This window comes from Tamilnaduibacter salinus (genome assembly GCF_003096655.1).
GTDB classification, from domain to species: Bacteria; Pseudomonadota; Gammaproteobacteria; order Pseudomonadales; family Oleiphilaceae; genus Tamilnaduibacter; species Tamilnaduibacter salinus.
Genome location: NZ_QEKQ01000002.1, coordinates 368,545 through 389,175 on the forward strand (window position 1 = coordinate 368,545; position 20,631 = coordinate 389,175).

The following is a 20,631-nucleotide window of genomic DNA, read 5'->3' on the forward strand; positions in this document are numbered from 1 at the left end:
CGACCGTGATGCCGGTAACCCCGAATGAGGCGCGTATCCTAGCAGGCGGAGCCTTGCGCATCAACGACGTCTGCGCCTCATTTTACAGGGGGACCCTCAGGGCCGCTCGACTTCCTTGAGCTTGCCTTTGGAACAACGCGCCAGGCTTTCAATCGCCTTCCCATCGAACGCATCCACCCGGATGACGTCGTACATCGCCTCCAACGCTTCCACGAGCTTGTCACGCTCTTCCTGGCGGATCACGTTCTGCTCGACGGCCCAGTCCACCAGCTCTTCGCGCTGGTGCGCCATCAGCATCTCAACGTCCTGGAGCTCGTCCGGATCCGCCTTGCGGATGGCATCATGCAGGCGGTCCCGGGCGGGCCGGGTTTCATTGGCCAAACGGTAGGCGTGCAGCACCCGGCCCACCGGGTCGTCTGGCTCCTCGTTGCGGTAGACGCCCTGGACCACCCGGTCACGGGGCGGTCCACTCTGGACGATGGACATCGCCACTTTTTCACCGAGGCGATCATCCGGCGGACGAAGGCCGGTGCCCGTCGGGAAGACCAGAAGACGCAGGGGCCAGCGCAACGGCCGTACCGGGAAATTGTCGATGACGGCCTTCATCTGGTTCTGAAAGTCATATAGCGATCGCTCCAGCGCCCACTCCACCAGCGGCCGCTGATCCTCCGGATACCCGTCCTCATGCCATTGCCGGATCGCTGCCGAGGCATAGTAAAGGTGTACCAGGCAATCGGCCATGCGGCCGGACAACCGCTGCCGGGCCTTCAATCCGCCCCCAATCGTCAGCAGTGACACGTCCGTCAGCACGGAAAACGCCGACGAGAACCGCGCCAACTGGCGATAGTAACGGCTGATGCCCCCCTGCGCGGGCACGGGTTCGAGCCACCCCTGACTGAGGCCAAGAACGAAACTCCGCAGGGCATTCCGTGTGGTGTGCGCCATGTGGGCATAGAACACCGAATCGAACGCGTCGACGGCCGCGTTCTCGTCTTCCATGCCAGCCGCTTCAATCTCATCGACAATGTACGGGTGGCAGCGGATCGCGCCCTGCCCGAAAATCATCAGACTGCGCGTGAGAATGTTCGCCCCCTCGACCGTGATGCCGATCGGCACCGCCTGGTAGGCCCGGGCCAGGAAATTGCGCGGACCGGTAATCACGCCCCGCCCGGCAACAATGTCCATGGAGTGGTTGATGACCTCGCGCATCAGGTCGGTATTGCGGTACTTGAGGACCGCCGATGGCACGGACGGTTTGACGCCCCGATCCAGCATTCCGGCTGTGAGCAAACGTGCGGCGTCCATCATGTAGGTGTACCCGGCAACCGGTTCCATGGCTTCCTGAACACCCTCGAATTCGCTGACCGACCGGCCAAACTGCTCGCGCACGCCCGCATAGGCGCCGGTTGTCAGGCTCGCCAGCTTGCCCGCACCGGTGCCAAGCGCCGGCAGAGAAATCGACCGTCCAATGGACAGGCACTCCAGCAGCATGGTCCAGCCCTGACCAATCATCTCGCGACCGCCGATGACCTGTTCCAGCGGGATGAACACATCCTCCCCCCAGGTCGGCCCGTTCATGAACACCGTGTTCATCGGCAGGTGCCGCGCGCCGGCGTGCACGCCGTCCAGCGCCCGCGGCACCATCACACAGGTGACGCCCAGATCCTCTTCCTCGCCGAGCAGTTGGTCCGGATCGTAGACCTTGATGGCCAGCCCAATGATTGTGGCCACCGGCGCGAGGGTGATGTAGCGCTTGTTCCAGGTGACCTTCAGCCCCAGCACCTCTTCGCCGTTCCACTGGCCTTTGCAGATCACGCCACGATCCGGAATGGCACTGGCATCAGAACCGGCGACCGGCGATGTCAGGGCAAAGCACGGAACTTCCTCACCTTGGGCCAACCGCGGCAGGTAGTACTGCTTCTGGTCCGTCGTCCCGTAGTGCATCAGCAACTCACCCGGACCGAGAGAATTCGGCACCATGACGGTCACCGCCGCCGACACACTGCGGGTGGAGATCTTCATGACGATCTCGGAATGCGCCGTCGCGGAAAAGCCTTTGCCGCCGTACTCTTCCGGGATCACGAGGCCGAAAAACCCCTCCTTGCGGATGAAATTCCATGCCTTTTTGGGGAGGTCATACAATTCATTGGTGATCGACCAGTCATCGAGCATGGCGCAGAGCTTGTCGACGGGACCATCCACAAATGCCCGCTCCTCCTCGGTCAGACGACCGTGGGGCGCGTCCAGCAATCGCTGCCAGTCCGGTCGCCCGGAGAACAGCTCACCGTCCCAGTCCACACTCCCGGACCGGAGCGCCTCGGCTTCGGTTTCGGAGAGTTTCGGCAACCGGCTTCGCACCCAGCTCAACAGCGGCCGACTCAGTCGCTCGCGCCGCAACCGGCCCGGTAGTACCACGGCGAGGCTCGCCGCCAGCAACAGGCCGCCGACGATCAGACTCGCAAAGTGCCAGCCATCCTCGAACCAGCCGACCAGGGCCGATGCAACCAGAACAACGGCCGCCACCTGCCCCCCGATCCCGAAATAGATCAGGACCAGCGCGGCGATCAGCAGAAACAGAATACTCATGGGGTGCCTCCTCTCCTCTGGCGGCGCTTTTCCGGAGCGCGGGCCTGTACACGGCGCATCGACCAATGGCGGCCTCTGTCTGAAACGACACATGCTCAACCCATCAAGGAAGTGCGGGTCAATTCCTTAAGACAACAAGCCCGATAGTCAATATACAATCCTGAATGTGCGATCTATGGTTATAGCACGATTCCGTGACAGAACCTCGACATATTCAGGGGCGTTTGACCGCTCGGCCATCGCGCGGCGATGGATCACTCTTTGGACAGGATAGCAGCATGAGTTTTCGTTCGTTCCTGCGCGAGAAGCTGGTTCCCGAGGCACTTGACCGGCAGATTGATCGCGTCCGAAAACCCACCGGAACGCTGGGATACGACCCGTGGGGCTACAACAACGATGCGGTCAAGATTGGCTACACACTGGCCCGGCAGTTGTATGAAAAGTACTTCCGCGTGGAAGCCGATGGCGTGGATCGGGTCCCATCCGAGGGCCCGGTTCTGATCGTTGCCAATCACAGCGGTCAGCTCCCGCTTGATGGGCTGATGATCGGGATTGCCCTCGCCTCACGGGAAAAGGAGCCACGGGTCCCCAGAGCCATGATCGAACGGTTCTTTCCCACCGTCCCGTGGCTGGGCAACGTGCTCAATCAGGTGGGTGCGGTGCTCGGCGACCCCGTCAACTGCGCGAAAATGCTGGCAAACAACGAGGCCGTGATCGTGTTCCCCGAAGGCGTGCGCGGCTCCGGTAAGCTTTACCGTGACCGTTATCAGCTCAAGCGTTTCGGAAACGGGTTCATGCACCTGGCCATGAAGTACAAGGCGCCGATCGTGCCCGTGGGCGTGGTCGGCTGTGAGGAAACCATCCCCGCCATTGCCAACATCAAACCACTCGCGAACACCCTTGGCGTCCCGTACGTGCCTGTCGCACTCCCGGTCGTGCTGCCAGCCAAAGTGCACCTGCGGTTTGGCGAACCGATGGTTTTCGACGACGCGGATATTCCCGAGGAAAACGTGACCGAGCGCGTGGAGGCGGTCAAATCACAGATCAGTCGTCTGATTGATGAAGGGCTGAGCAAGCGAAAAAGGCTGTTTTAATGGCAAACGAACAAAAACCCCATATTCTCGTCACCGGTGCCGCGGGCGCTCTCGCTCAGCAGGTCATCAACCGGCTCCGAGACAACTATCACCTGGTGGCGGTCGATTTCCGGGAACAGGTCTATCTCGGCGACGATATCCCAAGCTACTGCATCGATTTCAACAAACGGGTGTTCGAGGACCTTTTCCGGCGTTATCACTTCGATGGCGTCATTCACCTTGGCCGGATCATGTCCAGCCAGCTGACCCCGATGCGCCGCTACAATGCCAACGTACTGGGCACACAGAAGCTTCTGGACCTCAGTCACAAGTATGGCATCCACCGGGTGGTCATCCTGTCGACCTACCACGTCTACGGTGCCATCGCCTACAACCCGGCGCTGATCGACGAGGAAGCCCCCCTCAAGAGTGCCGGGCTCAGCATGGACCTGGTGGATTCGGTCGAACTGGAAAACCTGGCGAACATCTATCTCTGGCGCTACCCCGACCTGAACATTTCGATCCTCCGCCCCTGCAACATCGTCGGCCCCGGGGTCCGAAACTCCATGAGTCAGCTCCTGGCGAGCAAGCGTGCGCCTGTGATGGCCGGATTTTCCCCCATGATGCAGTTCATTCATATCGATGACATGGCTGACGCCATTGTGCTGGCCTACGGGCAGCCCCGTCGCGGCGTCTTCAATGTGGCCCCGGACGACTGGGTGTCCTACCAGCACGCCCTGACATTGTGCGGCTGCACGCGCATTCCACTTCCGTCGGTACCGCCGATCCTGCCCCGGAGCCTGCTGCGGCTGCTCAATCTGCGCAGCTTTCCGTCCTATCTGATGGATTTCTTCAAATATCCGGTCGTGATTGATGGGCACACCTTCCGCGAAACGTTCGGTTTCAGGCCACAACGGCCACTTCGGGAAATTTTCCGGTACTATCGCGAGACCAAACACACCCTTTAGACAAGCGACACACACTGTCAATTCGCTGAAAGGTTGTGACGGTGGTGGCAAAAAGGTAGTGTCGCCTGCGTCGGCTCTCGGCTACAATCTGTTACATACTTCCACAACTCGCTGGGAGCACCACGCGACGCCGAGATTCGCCGTTGCCGTGCCTTCGTAAAAGGTTACCCGGGTGCTTCCCGCCTCGCACAGGAAGTGCTGCTGTATGGTGTTAAGCTTCAGTCTCGTCAGTCATGCGGCGGCGACGCTGGCCTTTGCGCTGCTGGCCATTCTGATCGTCTCCAAATACTTGCGCCGCAGCACGGATCGCGCCCTGCTTGTCGCAACCCTGGCGTCCGTCATCTGGGCCGGCTCACTGGTCACGCAGGACCTCTTTGGGCAGCCGCCGTTCCATGTCCGCTACCTGCTGGAGCTGGTCCGTGACGGGGGCTGGCTGCTCGTCCTGTATTCCCTGCTCAATGATCCCAAACGGTCTGTGCCGCTCACCGAGCGCCTCCGAAAGCTGCTCACCGGCGCCGGTGCCCTGCTGCTGGGCCTGCTGTTTGGTGCGGCCTTCCTTGAACTGCTCCTCGACCTGCCCGCGCTCGGGGGTAAGAGCAAGATTATGGGGCAGGTCGGGCTGGCGTTGCTAGGTCTCTGCCTGGTGGAACAGATTTGGCGCAATGCGTCCCAGTACGGCCGCTCGAGCGTTCAGTATCTGTGCATCGGGGCGGGCAGCCTGTTCGTTTATGACTTTTTCATGTATTCGGACGCGCTGCTCTTCGGCCAGATGTCCGATTCGTTCTGGAACGCTCGCGGGGCAGCCAATGCCCTCTTCGCACCGCTGTTCGCCATCAATATGGTGAATACCCGCCGCCAGCCGGTGAACTTCCAGCTTTCGCGGAATGCCGTTTTCCATGTCGGCACCCTGACCTTTGCCGGCATTTACCTCATCTTCGCAGCGGCAGCCGGCTACTATGTCCGTGCCCTTGGTGGGCAATGGGGTGAGGCGCTTCAGGTCCTGTTGCTGACGGCTTTTCTCGTGCTGTTCGCCACGCTGCTGACGTCGGTCCGTTTCCGCGCGCGCATCATGATGTTCATCAGCCAGAACTTTTTCGACTACAAGTACGATTATCGCGAGGAATGGCTGAAAATGACCCAGATCTTCGCCGATTTCAGCGACGACCCACCCCTGCCGGAGCGGGTTGTCAGAATCATGGCGGACCTGGTTGAAAGCAACGCCGGCGCGCTCTGGGTCAAGGACAACGAAGACAACTATGTGCTTCAGTCGTCTGTAAACCTGCCAGCGCCCCGCTTCACCGACATTGATGGCAAAAGCGAGCTGATTCGGTTCTTCAACGAGCGGGAATGGATCATCGACCTGCACGAGTATCGGGATAACCCACTACGATACGACCTTCTGGAAATCCCGGACCCCATCCTGAAGTTCGGAGAAGGCTGGCTGATCATTCCCCTTTACCTTGGCGAGGACCTGTACGGCCTTTGCCTGATCGGAAACCCCTATGCGCGAGTTGAGTTGAACTGGGAGAACTTCGACCTGATCCGCGTGGTGGCCCGCCAGACCTGTAACGTGCTCGCCCAGGCGGATGCCCAGAACCGGCTGTCACGGGCGATGCAGTTTGAAGCCGTCAATAAGGCCTCGGCGTTCATGGTCCATGACCTGAAGACAATGATCGCCCAGCTGTCACTGCTCGTTAAAAATGCCCCGCGGCATCGCGATAATCCGGAATTCATCGATGACATGATCCAGACGACCGACCATGCGGTCCGGAAACTCAGCTCGCTGGTTGACCACATTCGCAAACCGGCTCAGGAGCAGACACAGAGGGAAATCATCGAGCTGTCAGAGTTGGTACAGGAACTGGCCAACGACAAGGGCGATCGCCCACCCGTACCCATCGTCGATGGTGGGCCATCCCCCGTCTGGGTCGAAGCCGACCGCCGGCAGTTGCGCAACGTGCTCGGGCATCTTATCCGCAATGCCCAGGAGGCCACGCCGCCCGATGGCGACATCTCACTGACGATCAAACAGAGTTCGGATCATGCCGTCCTGTTTATTCAGGATACCGGCAGTGGCATGAGTGAGGAGTTCATCCGGATGCGTCTGTTCAAGCCGTTCGAGAGCACCAAGGGGCTGGCCGGAATGGGCATCGGTGCCTATCAGGCGCGGGAATACCTGAACGAGATCGGTGGCTCGATCGACGTCACCAGTGAGCCGGGCACCGGGTCGTGTTTCTCAATCCGGTTTCCGTTGGCCAGCGCCCCTCGAAAAACAGCGGCTGCGACCGACGAGGAGCCACCGCGCGCCGCCGGTGAATAGCATTCAAAATCCGGACTCAGTGGTCAGTGACAAAGGCGGGAACATGTTACATTCTGTGAGGCAAGGACATGGGGAGAATCCAGAGGCCTGCAGGCGCCTTCGGATTTCCGGATTCAAGCAGGGAAAACGAAAGGAATTCAGGCTGCCGTGAGTAAGACACTCCTGATTGTTGAAGACGACCCGGGGCTTCAAAGCCAGATGCGCTGGTGCTTCGGAGACGACATCAGCGTCTCCGTGGCGTCGGATCGGGAATCCGCCATCGCGATGCTGCGCCGCCATGAGCCCCGGGTGGTGACGCTCGACCTTGGGCTGCCACCGGACCCCGGCGGCGCCACCGAGGGTTTTGCATTACTGGACGACATTCTGCGGCTGAGCCCCGAGAGCAAGGTCGTCGTGGTTACCGGGCGAGAGGACAACGAGAACGCCGTCCGGGCCATCGGCATGGGAGCAAGCGATTTTTACCAGAAGCCACTCGACGCGGACATTCTCACATTCGTGGTGAACCGGGCATTTCGACTGGCTGAGTTAGAGCGTGAGAACCGCGACCTGGCGCGCCGGGGAAACGGCACCACCATCAAGGGCATTGTCGCCGCCAGCCCTCAGATGCTGTCCGTCTGCCGCACCATCGAAAAAGTGGCGCCGGCGGACGTGACGACCCTCATCAATGGCGAAACGGGCACCGGCAAGGAGTTGCTGGCACGCGCGATCCACGATCTGAGCCATCGGGCGGAGCAACCATTCGCCGCTATCAACTGTGCTGCGATCCCCGAGAACCTGCTTGAGAGCGAACTGTTCGGGTATGAAAAAGGCGCTTTCACCGGCGCGACCCAGAGCAAGAAAGGCAAGATCGAGATGGCCAACGGCGGCACGCTGTTTCTCGATGAAATCGGTGATATGCCGATGAGCCTGCAGGCCAAACTGCTGCGCTTTCTGCAGGAACGCATCATCGACCGGGTTGGCAGTGTTCGCGGTATTCCCGTGGATGTTCGCGTGGTCTGTGCGACCCATCGCAACGTGGAAGAACTGATTGGGTCGGGCGATTTCCGCGAGGACCTTTACTACCGGCTAAGCGAGATCACCATCGACGTCCCCGCACTGCGCGAGCGCGACGGTGATGCCATTGTGATCGCCCAGTCACTGCTCAAGGGCCTCGCCAATCAGATGGACCGGCCTCAACTGGCCTTCACCGACGACGCCATTCAGGCCATTCAACAGCACCAGTGGCCAGGCAACGTCCGGGAGATGATCAACAAGATCAAACGGGCCACTATCATGGCCGAAGGCAAACGGGTGACGGCCGACGACCTGCAACTCGACTGTGATCAGGAGCCCGCTGACAACCATGTGCTGAACCTTCGCCAGGTGCGTGAAGAAGCGGAAAGGCACGCCATCGCTCAGGCGCTTCAATCCAGTCACTACAACATGGCCCGGGCCGCACGCCTGCTTGGCATCACGCGGCCAACACTCTATAACCTGACCGATAAATACGGTATTGCGACCTCGGCCGAAGTCAGCAATGTCTGACGATGGGAACCACCACTAACAGGGAATTGACCATGAGTAAGCACCCCGCGTTTTTCGCCGCTCTCCTGATCATGCTGTTCTCACTCAGTCTCGCTGGGTGCGGCGACAACGGCGATGACATGAGTCAGGCCGAAGTTGAGTATCTCAGCCACATTGACCAGGCGCGGTTCTTCCAGCGCCAGGGAGAACTCAAGGCCAGCACTCTTGAAGCCCGCAGCGCCATTGAGCTCAATAACGCCAACGCGGAGCCGTACTTCATCATCGTCGATAACCTGTTAACGGCCGGTGATGCCAAGAGCGCCCTGCAACAGGTCAACCGCATCGCCGAAGAACTCGGCGACCAGGCCGGTCCCCGAACGCATAACCGCATCGCCCTGATCCGTGCCCGCGCCAAGATGCTGCTTGGCCGGGCCGACGAGGCGCTCGCTGACCTCGAGACACTGCGTGACCCCGACCGCACGGAAACGCTGCAGGCGGCGACACTTCGCGGGGACATCCACCGTCGGGCGCAGAACATTGATGACGGCATTGCCGCCTACCAGGACGCCCGTGATATTGACGACCAGGCCATTGAGCCGGTCATCGGCCTGTCCCGACTGCACTGGGCCGATGACAACCCGGAGCAATCCCGGGCCCTGATCAAGGAGGCCGAGGAAATCGATAAGCAGGACCCGGAGCTCTGGCTCTGGAAGGCGCAACTGGCGCATTCCCAACAGCAGTATGAAAAGGCCGAGGAAGCGTATATCCGCGCGCTCGAAGACATCGGTCAATACGATGTCATGACCTATCGCAAATACACGACCATTTCCGCGCTCACCGACGTGCTTCGTCAGCAGGGGAAATCGGCAGAGGCCTTCGTTTACGAGGAAATCCTTGCCAAATCAGCGCCTGGGACGATCAAGAGCAACTTTGAGGCCGCACAGACCGCGTATCAGGAAGGCAACCTGGCCGAAGCCGCCCGTTTTCTGGAAGAGAACCTCAAGCAGGCGCCTGACCACACCCGCAGTGCTGCGCTGCTGGGTATGATCCGCTTTCGGCAGGGACGTGTGAGCGATGCCGAGGAGCTGCTCGCGCCCCTCGCGGACGGGAGCGCCGGCGGTGGCATCAACCGATTGCTGGCTGCCACCCAGCTTCAGCTCCAAAAACCGGAAGAAGCGCGAAAGCAGCTTGAACGCATGGAAAACAGCGACTCCGACCCTGGCACGCTTGCCCTGATTGGTATTTCGGCACTGGCCATGGGTGATACTGACACGGGGCGTGACTACATCCAGCAGTCCCTGGAAATGGCGCCGGATAATCATCAACTGCGTTTCCGCTATGCCTCCTGGCTGGTGAGCCAGGGTAAGACCAACGAGGGCATTCAGCAGGCCGAGCGGATCAAGGAGACCGAGGCTTTTGGCGATCAGGCCCGCGCACTGATTATCAAAGCCCACCGGGATGCCGGAAACCAAACCGCAGCACGGGAAACCGCATCGGCATGGGTCAAGGCGGCGCCGGATAACATCAATGCCCTGATGGTGCGTGGCGACATTGCCCTTTCGCAGGGCGATGTCGAGGACGCACGACAGTATCTGGAACAGGCGCGATCCGTCGCCGATGGCAACCCCGGTCCGGACATCGCGCTGGGCGTCCTGGCCTCACGGGAGGACCGCAGGGAAGACGCCCGCCGCCACTTCAAAACAGCAGTTGGTCTGGCTCCCAACAACCGGCGAGCACTGAAAGGGCTTCTGGACGTGACCGACGAATCGGAAGGCATCGCGTTCCTCCGCGAGACGCTTAACAAGCACCCGGATGCCGCCGGCCCGCGATTACTGCTGCTCGAACATGCCCTCCGAGAGAACAACATGGATGAGGCCAACACCCTGACCGCCCCGCTGCTCGAGCGGGAGGCGCCGGATACCCCCGCCCCCGCAGAGCGCCTCGTGGCCGGCATCTATAACGGCGTCGCCGCCCAGAAAATCCAGAACGCCCCGGCGCAGGCAAAAGCCATTCTCGAGCGGGCACAGGCGCTGTTCCCGAAACACGAAGACATTCAAATGCAGACCGCACGCCTGCACCTGAGCCAGAACGACCGACAGAAAGCACGAAGCATACTGGATCAGGCCAAGGTGGATCACCCGGACTCCGCACGCCCCTATCTCCTGGAAGCCCGTTACGAGGTTAGCCAGGGGAACACCGAGGCCGGGATCGAGCTCTACCAGCTCGCCCTGGAGAAAGAGCCCTCTCCGCAGATCTACCTCAATTACGCCCAGACCCTGCGGAAGACGGATCAACCCAACAAGGCCCTGGAAACACTGAAGAGCGCCGTGAACGACTTCCCCGACAGCGCCGCCGTTCGCCTGGGGCTGGCCGTCTCCTACCAGAACCAGGGCGAGAACGAGAAAGCCGTCCGCGAATATGAGGCCGTCCTGGAGGCGTCGCCGAACAACGCAACGGCGCTGAACAACCTCGCCTGGCTGCACCACCAGTCCGGCAAACCCGAAGCGCGGGAGCTCGCTCGACGGGCCTACGAATTGGCGCCGAATTCTGCGGCGGTGGCCGACACCTATGGTTGGATCCTGTTCCAGCAGGGGGATCACTCCGAGAGCGTCACGATCCTTGAGAAGGCCCATCAACTGGACCCGGAAATGCAGGAGATCGCCCTCCACCTGGCGGAGGCCTACAAGGCCACCAACCAGCAGAGCAAAGCGAAAGCAATACTGGAAAAGATGTAAGTGAGCCCGACCATCGACGCCGAAAACACTGTGACCGAACCGGACGCCTCTGCCGATCCAGCGCATGCCGGGAACCCATTGGCTACCATTGCGTTCTGCCGTCAGGGGGCGACCGCCGCCCCCTACCCGCATCCCGTTTGCGTCGGCGTCCCCCTCGCGGAAGGACAGCTCTCGCCGGATCAGCCTCTGGCCCTGTCTGACCGGGAAACCACGCTCCCCTTGCAGACAGCGCCACTCGCGCACTGGCCGGACGGTTCCGTACGGTGGCTCCGGGTAGAGTCGCTCGTCGCCTTCACCGGCGATTCAATGCCAACGCTGACGTTGAGCCCATCCGGGCCGGATGCCAGCGGGCCCCCGATACGCGTGACTGAAACAGACGACGGGATCGACGTCTTCAACGGGGTTCGTCATTTTCACTTCCCCAAACAGTCGGCAGAGTGGCACTCCCGCTCCGAAGAGGGCATAAGAATCGCCGCGCCAGAGCTGACCACAGCCGACGGGCAACCCTGTGAGGCCCAGGTTCTGACAGCCTGGCACCTCCTTGACCAGGGCCCCGTCCGGGTACGGCTCTCGATGACGGCGAACTGGCGCACGGCCCAGGAAGGCATGCTCGCGAAATCGACCATCACGGTGGACATTTTCCGGGACAGTGAAACGGTCCGATCCGCGATCGATCTCCATAATCCCCGCCGGGCGCGCCACCCCGGCGGACTCTGGGATCTGGGAGATCCGGGCTCCGTTCACTTCCAGTCATTAGTGATCCGGCTTCGTAGTGATCGAATGAGCCAGAGCTGGGTCCGCCCTCACCCGGATGACGCCGGTATCGAGGGCGATGGCGAACTCCTCATCTACCAGGATTCCAGCGGCGGCGAACACTGGGACAGCCGCAACCATATTGACGCGGACAGTCGCGTCACCACCACCTTCCGGGGGTTCAAGCTCGTCCGTCAGGGCGAAACGGTCTTCCGGGGCGACCGCGCCGAGCCAGTCCTTGGCGTGGCGGATCGTCTTGGCGAAGTTCAGGTCTGCATGGACCACTTCTGGCAGAACTTCCCCAGTGCGCTGGAAGCCGACCGCGAAGGCATTCAGATTGGCCTGTTCCCCCGACAGACCGCAACGCCCTATGAACTCCAGGGCGGCGAACGCAAGACCCAGCAGTGCCATATTCATTTCGGGACCGATCGGGACGCTCTCACCGGATGCTTCCATCCGCCGGTTCCGGTCATCGACGCGTCCCACTATGAACAGACCCAAGCCTTTCCCTGGTTTGCTGCCCGCGAAACACACGGCCCGCTGGAAGACCTGATCCAGGCCGGCATTGACGGCCCGAACAACTTTTTTGCCAAGCGGGAAGTCATCGACGAGTACGGCTGGCGGAATTTCGGTGAACTGTTCGCCGACCACGAAACACTCTACCAGGCGCCCGGCGAAGCGCCCTTCATCTCCCACTACAACAACCAGTACGACCCCATCTACGGCTTTGCCCGCCAGTTCGCCCGCACCGGCGATCCACGCTGGTTCGAACTGATGGACGATCTCGCCCGCCACGTCCGGGACATCGACATCTACCACACGGACGACGACCGCGTTGAGTACAACCACGGCCTCTTCTGGCACACCGACCATTATCTGGATGCGCATACGGCGACCCACCGGACCTTCACGCGACACAACGACACCAGCTCCACGCCGGGGCAGACCGGGGGCGGGCCCGCAGCCGAACACTGCTACACCACCGGCCTTCTCTATCACTACTTTCTGACGGGCGATACCGATTCGAGGGACGCCGTGCTGGAACTGGCCCACTGGATGGTCGCCAACCAGGAGGGTCAGGGCGGGTTTCTCGAGCAGGTTCTGGCCCTGAAAAAGCAGGATCTGCCGCGGGTGAAAGCCAAACTGCGTGGCGAGACCGTTACCGCCCATCAGTACCCGTTTACCCGGGCGACCGGGAACTACCTGAACGCCCTACTCGACGCCTGGACGCTGACGGGCGATTCGCAGTGGCTGAAACGGGCCGAGGCCGTCATCGCCAAAACCATCCACCCGGCCGATGACCCCGATCTCAGAAACCTGCTCGACGTGGAAACCGGGTGGTCGTATCTGGTGTTTATGGCGAGCCTGGCGAAGTACATCGATCTCAAGCGCGCGAATGGTGATACCGGCGGTTTATTCTCATATGCGGTGGCGGCCTTTCGCCAATACGCCCGGTGGATGGTCGAACACGAGCGGCCGTTTCTGGAGGACCCGGAACCACTGGAGTTCCCCAACGACACCTGGACCGCCCAGGAAATCCGCAAGATCCTCATCATGCGCCTGGCGGCCGCCTTCGACCCTGAGAACCGCACACACTACGAGGGCAAGGCGCAGGAATGGACCGAGGCGATGACCATTCGACTGGCAGACAGCCCGGAATCGGGATTCACCCGGATTCTCTGCATTCTGATGCAGAATTATGGGGCGTATGACCGCATCCAGCCCATCGCCCTCACCGATTCGACGCCAAACACCGGCGACTCAACGCCAATTTTAACCTGGCGGACATTAACGCTCAGGATCATACAACGGATGATGCGAGGCATAGGGACCTTTCAGCCGGCCAAGGAGAGAGCATGGCTCAACGCACGCCTGGAGCGGGGGTCATGACTGCCAAACGAGCCGTCAAGACCGTTTTCCGACTATTGATGCTGCCGATCTACGGCGCTTTCTGCCTGCTGACCCTGTTCGGCAACACGGACTCGGTATTTCAGGGATTCTCACAGGCCCTCAGCCTCATCCCCGGAAAAATTGGCACCTATTGCCGGGCAGCTTTCTACTCCCTCGCCTGCCCGGGCACTTCTGATGAGATTTCGATTGGGTTCCTGACATTGCTGTCCCATCAGGATACGACGATTGAGAGGGGCGTCTATATCGGGCCGCAGTGTAATATCGGAAAATGTACCATCGGCGAAGATACCCTCATCGGCAGCGGCGTACACATCCTCAGCGGCAACCGGCAACACCACTTCGACGACCCGGACACCCCCATCCAGCAGCAGGGGGGGACCTATGAGAAAGTAACCATTCGTCCGGATTGTTGGCTTGGGAATGGGTGCCTTGTAATGGCAACCGTTCCAGCGCAGACGATTATTGCTGCGGGAAGCGTTGTAACGCGATCCCCCAATGGTTCCGGCGGAATCGTCGCTGGCAATCCGGCGGAATTGGTAAAACAGCGTATCAAAACGAGAAACTGAGTTTCTGGTAGGAAATTCAATGCGTAGTCATCTACCCGAAAAAATTTATCTCTCAAGCCCAGTGTGGCTACAAAATCTGCTTGTTAGTGTCTACGGCGTCATGGAACACCGGCGGCGTTACGCTGGACTATTTGATGAGACCTGCAACACTCTCGAAAAAACAGAATTCCTGAAACAACATGAACTTCAAAAGTTCGTAGATTCCCGGCTATTTGAAACGCTAGAAAGGGCGCTAACAGAAGTACCCCATTACCGGAGGCTGACTGTCAAAAAGCCAGTTCTGACTGACTTTCCCGTTCTGGATAGATCTACCGTTGCGAACAATCCCGAGGATTTTGTATCAGACGCGTATAACAAAAGTAAGCTGCTGACTATTTTCACCGGTGGCAGTACAGGTACACCTTTGAAAATCTATATTTCAAAATCCGTTCGGCAGCAAACATACGCTTTCTGGTCACGATTCTACAGAACCATGGATTTCAGAATCGGTGAAAAGAAAGCTTCTTTTGTCGGCCGGAAGGTTCAGGACCCGGACAATAATCATCCCCCCTTCTGGCGCTATAACGTGATTGACCGACAGCTGGTTTTCTCTTCCTTTCACCTGACAGAGGAAAACCTACCTTCCTACATAAAGAAACTTAACCAGTTTAAACCAAAGCTCATTGAGGGGTATCCTCTCTCCATACTCCGCCTGGCCGAGTACATCCGTGACAATCGGGTTGCGCTGAGCTTCAAGCCGGTTGGTCTAAGCACCAGCTCAGAGAATTTCACGTCTGAGCAACGGAAGACTATGGAGAACGCCTTTGACTGCGGTGTATTCGACCAATATGGGTCGGCAGAGTCCGTAGTTTTTGCTGGCGAGTGCGAGCATGGCACGATGCACATTGCACCAGAATATGGTGTTGTCGAGGTCTTGACAAAAAGTGGGGAAATTAAATCGGAGGGCGAAGGGGAGTTCATCGTAACCACCCTTTTGAACCATGTGATGCCGCTGATTCGCTATCGGATTGGTGATCTGGGCAAACTAGGCTATAAAAGTTGCCCGTGCGGGCGTGAAACTGCCGTCATTGAAGAGCTTCATGGTAAGGTCGGTGCTACAATCGTAACTGAAGGAAGAAGAGTTTCCGCTGCGGCAATTGCTATCGCATTTGAGTACATTGAAAACATTAAAAAGGCTCAAATTGTTCAAAACGAGCCCGAAAAAGCTATCGTTAAATTAGTAACTAAAAGAGATTTTACTGCTAGCGATGAAGACTTTATGTTGTGGGAGCTACAGAAGATGCTTGGAGAAAAAATTCAAATAAGCGTGGAGTATGTAAAAGACATACCACCATCAGAAAACGGAAAGTACAACATGGTTGTTCAAAATTTTTACTAAATAATCAGCAATCAAAACCAATCAAATCCCATTCCACGACTAATTTTTGGAGATGCCAACCACGGCAAACACTTTATCTATCTTGGACATCGCACGTTTAACGATTTACCAAGCAATAACGCATTGAGCAGATTCAGGAAATATTCAGAAATTCTAAAGGTAAATTCGAAGTTTCATTGCCCAATGCCAACCTCAGTCACCATAGGGCTGAGAGCGTGGCTCGACCCCATATTTTATTTTATCGGGTACCTATTAACATCCAGAAAACCCAAAGATATCATCGTGACCGAAATCAAACCTTATCTTTCAGTTGTGATTCCTGCTTACAACGAAGCAGACCATATTGGCGAATGCCTCAATGCCTTAAGAGATCAAAACTGCGCACAGGAGAAATATGAAGTAATCGTTGTTGATAATAAGTCAACTGATGGCACACTAGAAATAGTTCAACAATATAATGTTGAGCTTCTAGCACGCCAGGCCGGCAATGTTGGCAAAATAAGAAACCTCGGTGCACAGAAAGCGAAAGGTGCCGTACTTGCCTTTATCGATGCTGACTGCATCGTTGACTCGGACTGGATTACGCGGGCGATTAAACTTTCAACTGACAATCCGACCACGGTTTTTGGAGGTGGTTGTTTACTTCCACCCAACCCGACAGCAGTCGAGAAATATTGGCTCCTCGGGAACTCCGAAACAAGGTTACCGAAAGACCTGATTGGGGCATCTATCGTTTTAAGAAAAGAATCTTTCAAAAAAATTGATGGGTTTGACGAGAGCGTGACCTCAGGAGAAGACACGGCTCTGAGCAGGAGCGCTACCACCACAGGACTAGTAGTCAGAATCACAGGCGAGCTTTCAGTTGTTCACAACGGAAATGCCAAGACCTATAGTGAGTTTGCCAAACGCCAAGCATGGCACGGTGAAAATTACATAAGGGACGTCGCAAGCAGCATGAAAGACCCAACATTCATAATAATACTATTTAGCTTGGCATCGTTATCGCTAGCACTCTTAACCGCCATTTTTAGCCTTATCGAATGGCGCTTTTTATTTATTGTCTTATTTTTTAGCGCTCCAATTGTATTCTCAGTTAAAAGAATTGTGAGGGGCAGAGTGACTCCACCCCTCACAGCGTTACCGATAATCTACGCTTTGGATTTCGTATATGTTCAGGCTCGTTCCTACAGTTTATTAAAATCGATTTTCTCAACTTTCCGACCTTGACCCTTCCGCACTTATGCTGATAATGGCCTCGGATTATTCGTTGCAGAATCAGTAGGCCTTTCGCCAAGCAGCGGGGCCGGCTGGTCACACCTTTGGTGTGCCCTGTTTGTCAACGTAGTTGTCGACTCATTATCCCGAGTTCAGGGTTCAAGAAGACAACCACCTATTTCACTGAACGCTTGGATCAACTGGGGGATTCGGTTTTGCTGATGAACCGGACTGAAGCCTTTCCGGGAGTGAATTTCTTATGACTATATCGTCATAGGCGCGCCATTCCGTGCGCTGAACGGACTTAAGATACTCGTGGAAATTGGAGTTGCCGCCAAACCCGACGTGTGTCCATTTGCGCCCTCCCGAAGACTCATGCCCCTGCCACGGCACGGTGGTGTTACTGAAAATGAGCTGGCCATCCATCCACTGCTTAGCCACTCCGTCCAAGGCACCTGGAGCAGAGTTCATCTTCAGGTAGAACTCCATTTTTCGCCAGGTTCCGCCTCCCCAAATCTCATCGTGGAGAACAGGGCCGCCGTCTGCCCCGACGGGATTTCCAGTCGTCAGACTGGTCAGCGTAACAGTGTTATCGTCTACTCCGTCGCCATCCAAGTCCCTAATATTGCCAACAAAATTATATGAATTATTGGATCTGGATCTGTTGGCCATTGGCGGATTGTCCATACTGTAGTTGGTTTCCTGGGGATGAGCCCGGAACGCAAGCACATTCCTCAAACCAAGGTTGGCGCTGTGCTGGTAAACCCACAGAAATATCGGTGCGGAGTCTCCATTAGTAAATCCGCTGAAAGGACTGCCCCCTTTATCGACAGATGATGCCCGAAATAGCTTTGTAAGGCCCGTCGCCACCGTGTCTACCGGAGTCCAATTATCTGAAAACCGTATCCAGAAGCGAACAAACAGCTCGTCTGTTGGGGTGGCCAGCTTTGCGTCCAGTTGACCGTCGCTTGGCCAATTATGGCCATCCACACCCGTGGACTGGCGATAAACGACTAAGGACTTGCCCGTCCCCCCTCGTGCCTTGTCGGCGTTTGCAGCCAGAATCTCGACGTTTTCGGGGAATCCGGGGTCACCGATTGATTCCGCCCAAACCGGGCCTTGTCGCGCCGCATCCCAGCCTTCTGGAAGCGTATGACCACGTTCTCGGAACTGTTCATTGTCAGCCCCGTCGGGATTCTCACCCCTCACGTTAAAAGGATTGAGGTACTTCAAGTCGTTAATTTCTAGCCCACTGTGCCAGTCTGGCTGATCGTCAAAACTCTCCTCGAACAGGACTTCGGCCGAGGCAGCGCTAAACACCAGCGTCCCGACCGCTGAAAGCGCGAGCTGCTTCAGTACGTTTTTCGAATCAAACATTGTTTCCTCCAGCGGAACTCCGCGTTAGTACGCTTGCAAGGTAGCGCGGATTGCTCCTACAACCCTGTGACCCTTGTCCAACTATAACGTAAAATCATGTAAAACAGGTCGGGATTTTCGTTACTCAAACCGCCCGGAATGGGCATGGCTACCGCCGGGCGCGCTGGTTTACGAGTTGACCAATGCCCGCTTCATGGACCGGAGGGCCCGCCTACGACTTGGGCACCGCTTCTGTGATGCCTTGTTAGCGTGGATCAGGTAGTCGTTAAACGCATCTTGCATTGATCGGGCGTACTCAGCGCGGAAGTCATCGTCTTCCAGATCGCGACTGAGGTTTACCATTCGTCGTCGACGATCTTCGATGTCGAGCCTCAGTCGCTCCAATTCTTCTGATGAGAGTGGCCGCTTCGCTTTTCGAACGGCTACCGTATCGTCCGCACATTCCGGCTTTTCATAACCAAACAGCTCAAAATCCTCTTCATAGTATCGCGTCAATGCTGATAGGGCCGCATCACTCACGCCTGAGAGATCGTCATTGCTACCTGTGACGTTCTTTTTACCGTCGATCGTGAATTCGCTGAGAGACAGGGCCTCAACGACCGGCCAGTCATCTGCCAGAGTTTCAACTTGACCGATGAAGTCGGGAATCAGTTCACCGTCCTTCAGCACGATCCGGTGTTGAGGTTGGGCATGATGCTCCATCCTCTCCACCGGGATCGTCATCATGTGCTCTATCACCTCTTCAAGCGACATCTCCGGGTCAAACTTCAGGTCTCTGAGGTGGTCCAGTTCGAAGCCTCTCCCCCTGGCACGCACAAACTTGTCCTTGTAATAGGAGAGGAACTTTCGGATGGGGTGGCGAGTGAAGGTGAATATCGGTAACGACGGATGCGGCGCACTGGCCGGTCGCCAGTTGGTCAGCGCCTTGCCCTCGCGACTGTGTTCGCTCATGGCCTCGTTCGCAGTCGGCTGCCTCACCATCATGGCATGGCTGATGGAACTGCTGGCGACCTTGGGGATTGACAGGTAAATCACATAGACCCCAGGCACGAACTTGATAAAGCTATGATTCTCCATTCACTGCTCTCCAGGACAACGTTATTCACTCCTTTGATCGGCAGCACCATCCAACGCCGCAACATTTTGGCCAACGGCTTGCGGCGGTATACCTGGTTGATGGATCGCCGGTCATTTCACCCTCTATTATCAACGTATAACAGACGTTGTGAAACGTCCGGTTTCGCTTGAACTCACCCGGCAAACGTGTAACATCTTAAATCTCTCGCTAACGGACTGACGCTTGCCATGGACCGCTACGCCCAACTATTCATTCTTGGGTCCCCACGATCCGGGACCACGTTTCTTTCCCGCCTTCTCGAACAAACGCGCTATGGAAAGCCGATCGAAACGCACTTCATTACGAAGTATCACAAAAAGCTTCCCCAGTATGGGGATCTGTCGAAGAAATCGAACTTCAATCGGCTGATGCGAGACATCCTCGCAGAGAGGCCTGTTCAGCAATGGCGACTGGACCTTGACCTGAACGACTTCTTCGACCGCGTGAGTCCTGATTATCGGTACGGCAATATCGTCAACCAACTGATGGTATACCGCCACGGGGGCCGTGATGGTGTGTCCTGGGGCGATAAGACGCCACATTACATCGGCGATGCCGAGCGGCTGTTCGACCTTTTTCCAGAGGCGCGATACATCTACATCGTTCGGGATGGTCGGGATGTCGCCCTATCGCTATTGAAAAAAGAGTGGGGCCCATCCAACACGGTCAGTTGTGCAGAGTACTGGGCCCGACAAAACAGTCACCCGGCCGTTCAGGACCGACTCTATCGTGGGGAATCGGTCTATTTCCTCACCTACGAGGATCTCCTCGCAAAACCGGCCGAGACGATCCGCTCTCTTTACGAATTTCTTGGAGAATCCGTCGATCCTGACAAATTGGATGCCCTTATTAAAGAGACCCAGGCCGCCAACAGCTTCAAGTGGCGACAAACAATGAGCCCACGGCAGATCCGTCAATTCGAGGCGCTGGCCGGGGGCGTGCTGAAACGTTTCGGATACCCGGTTATCTCGACCAATCCCCGGCTGAGATTTCTGGAAAAGCCACTGTTCCATATTCACGAGAAAGTCTCCAAATGGCTTTTCCTGCTCAAGACGAACCTGGTCGACGGCGCACTGATCCGATTCTTCGGAAAGGAGCCCTTCAACAAATAACTGACGTCCGCGTTGTC

General features: G+C 57.5%; 13 protein-coding genes. 10 read left to right on the forward strand and 3 right to left on the reverse strand.

The genetic code is table 11. The annotated features are described in order from the left end of the window. Positions 1-96: 96 nt before the first annotated feature. Positions 97-2,586 (reverse strand): acyl-CoA dehydrogenase, encoded by a 2,490-nt coding sequence (locus tag C8D92_RS04285; RefSeq protein WP_116918508.1) that lies wholly within the window; start codon positions 2,584-2,586, stop codon positions 97-99. 278 nt (positions 2,587-2,864) lie between these two features. Between C8D92_RS04285 and C8D92_RS04290 the strand changes: the two genes are divergently transcribed. The 9 genes from C8D92_RS04290 (at position 2,865) to C8D92_RS04330 (ending at position 17,020) form a co-directional block, all read left to right on the forward strand. After that, positions 2,865-3,680, forward strand: a complete 816-nt coding sequence (locus C8D92_RS04290; RefSeq protein ID WP_095609889.1) for a lysophospholipid acyltransferase family protein — start codon at positions 2,865-2,867, stop codon at positions 3,678-3,680. Next, complete coding sequence (locus tag C8D92_RS04295) at positions 3,680-4,627, forward strand: SDR family oxidoreductase (RefSeq protein ID WP_116918509.1); 948 nt, start codon at positions 3,680-3,682, stop codon at positions 4,625-4,627. The genes C8D92_RS04290 and C8D92_RS04295 overlap by 1 nt, the downstream gene beginning before the upstream one ends. A 205-nt stretch (positions 4,628-4,832) precedes the next feature. Then, positions 4,833-6,947: an XrtA/PEP-CTERM system histidine kinase PrsK gene (gene prsK / locus C8D92_RS04300; RefSeq protein WP_116918510.1), complete on the forward strand. Its 2,115-nt coding sequence runs from the start codon at positions 4,833-4,835 to the stop codon at positions 6,945-6,947. A gap of 147 nt (positions 6,948-7,094) precedes the next feature. After that, positions 7,095-8,471 carry a PEP-CTERM-box response regulator transcription factor gene (prsR, locus tag C8D92_RS04305; protein WP_116918511.1) on the forward strand — a complete coding sequence of 459 codons (1,377 nt, stop codon included), beginning with the start codon at positions 7,095-7,097 and terminating at the stop codon, positions 8,469-8,471. Between the two features lie 32 nt (positions 8,472-8,503). Continuing rightward, a complete protein-coding gene (locus C8D92_RS04310) occupies positions 8,504-11,185 on the forward strand; it encodes a tetratricopeptide repeat protein (protein ID WP_116918512.1) in 2,682 nt (893 codons plus the stop codon). Further along, the gene (locus C8D92_RS04315; RefSeq protein ID WP_116918513.1) at positions 11,186-13,828 is read left to right on the forward strand and encodes an RIFT barrel domain-containing protein; all 2,643 of its coding nucleotides are present in this window, start codon (positions 11,186-11,188) and stop codon (positions 13,826-13,828) included. Next, positions 13,795-14,415 carry an acyltransferase gene (locus tag C8D92_RS04320; RefSeq protein ID WP_243402352.1) on the forward strand — a complete coding sequence of 207 codons (621 nt, stop codon included), beginning with the start codon at positions 13,795-13,797 and terminating at the stop codon, positions 14,413-14,415. The genes C8D92_RS04315 and C8D92_RS04320 overlap by 34 nt, the downstream gene beginning before the upstream one ends. Positions 14,416-14,434: 19 nt before the next feature. Continuing rightward, the gene (locus C8D92_RS04325; protein ID WP_116918514.1) at positions 14,435-15,793 is read left to right on the forward strand and encodes a phenylacetate--CoA ligase family protein; all 1,359 of its coding nucleotides are present in this window, start codon (positions 14,435-14,437) and stop codon (positions 15,791-15,793) included. 282 nt (positions 15,794-16,075) lie between these two features. Beyond that, a complete protein-coding gene (locus tag C8D92_RS04330) occupies positions 16,076-17,020 on the forward strand; it encodes a glycosyltransferase family 2 protein (protein ID WP_165819229.1) in 945 nt (314 codons plus the stop codon). Between the two features lie 168 nt (positions 17,021-17,188). On the opposite strand, the gene C8D92_RS04335 is transcribed toward C8D92_RS04330, so the two are convergent. Together C8D92_RS04335 and C8D92_RS04340 are read right to left on the reverse strand one after the other, a co-directional pair. After that, a complete protein-coding gene (locus C8D92_RS04335) occupies positions 17,189-18,385 on the reverse strand; it encodes a hypothetical protein (protein ID WP_116918516.1) in 1,197 nt (398 codons plus the stop codon). 168 nt (positions 18,386-18,553) lie between these two features. Next, positions 18,554-19,462 (reverse strand): sulfotransferase family 2 domain-containing protein, encoded by a 909-nt coding sequence (locus C8D92_RS04340; protein WP_116918517.1) that lies wholly within the window; start codon positions 19,460-19,462, stop codon positions 18,554-18,556. A 228-nt stretch (positions 19,463-19,690) separates the two neighbouring features. Between C8D92_RS04340 and C8D92_RS04345 the strand changes: the two genes are divergently transcribed. Continuing rightward, entirely contained in the window at positions 19,691-20,614 is a 924-nt protein-coding gene (locus C8D92_RS04345) for a sulfotransferase family protein (protein WP_116918518.1), read from the forward strand. The last annotated feature ends 17 nt before the right edge of the window (positions 20,615-20,631 follow it).

What these genes read in the sequence shown, in the direction of transcription:
- C8D92_RS04290 (WP_095609889.1), top strand. Translation starts at nt 2,865, where the DNA reads ATGAGTTTTCGTTCGTTCCTGCGCGAGAAGCTGGTTCCCGAGGCACTT.
- C8D92_RS04285 (WP_116918508.1), bottom strand. Translation starts at nt 2,586, where the DNA reads ATGAGTATTCTGTTTCTGCTGATCGCCGCGCTGGTCCTGATCTATTTC.
- C8D92_RS04335 (WP_116918516.1), bottom strand. Translation starts at nt 18,385, where the DNA reads ATGTTTGATTCGAAAAACGTACTGAAGCAGCTCGCGCTTTCAGCGGTC.
- C8D92_RS04325 (WP_116918514.1), top strand. Translation starts at nt 14,435, where the DNA reads ATGCGTAGTCATCTACCCGAAAAAATTTATCTCTCAAGCCCAGTGTGG.
- C8D92_RS04310 (WP_116918512.1), top strand. Translation starts at nt 8,504, where the DNA reads ATGAGTAAGCACCCCGCGTTTTTCGCCGCTCTCCTGATCATGCTGTTC.
- C8D92_RS04345 (WP_116918518.1), top strand. Translation starts at nt 19,691, where the DNA reads ATGGACCGCTACGCCCAACTATTCATTCTTGGGTCCCCACGATCCGGG.
- C8D92_RS04320 (WP_243402352.1), top strand. Translation starts at nt 13,795, where the DNA reads ATGGCTCAACGCACGCCTGGAGCGGGGGTCATGACTGCCAAACGAGCC.
- C8D92_RS04295 (WP_116918509.1), top strand. Translation starts at nt 3,680, where the DNA reads ATGGCAAACGAACAAAAACCCCATATTCTCGTCACCGGTGCCGCGGGC.
- C8D92_RS04340 (WP_116918517.1), bottom strand. Translation starts at nt 19,462, where the DNA reads ATGGAGAATCATAGCTTTATCAAGTTCGTGCCTGGGGTCTATGTGATT.
- prsK (WP_116918510.1), top strand. Translation starts at nt 4,833, where the DNA reads ATGGTGTTAAGCTTCAGTCTCGTCAGTCATGCGGCGGCGACGCTGGCC.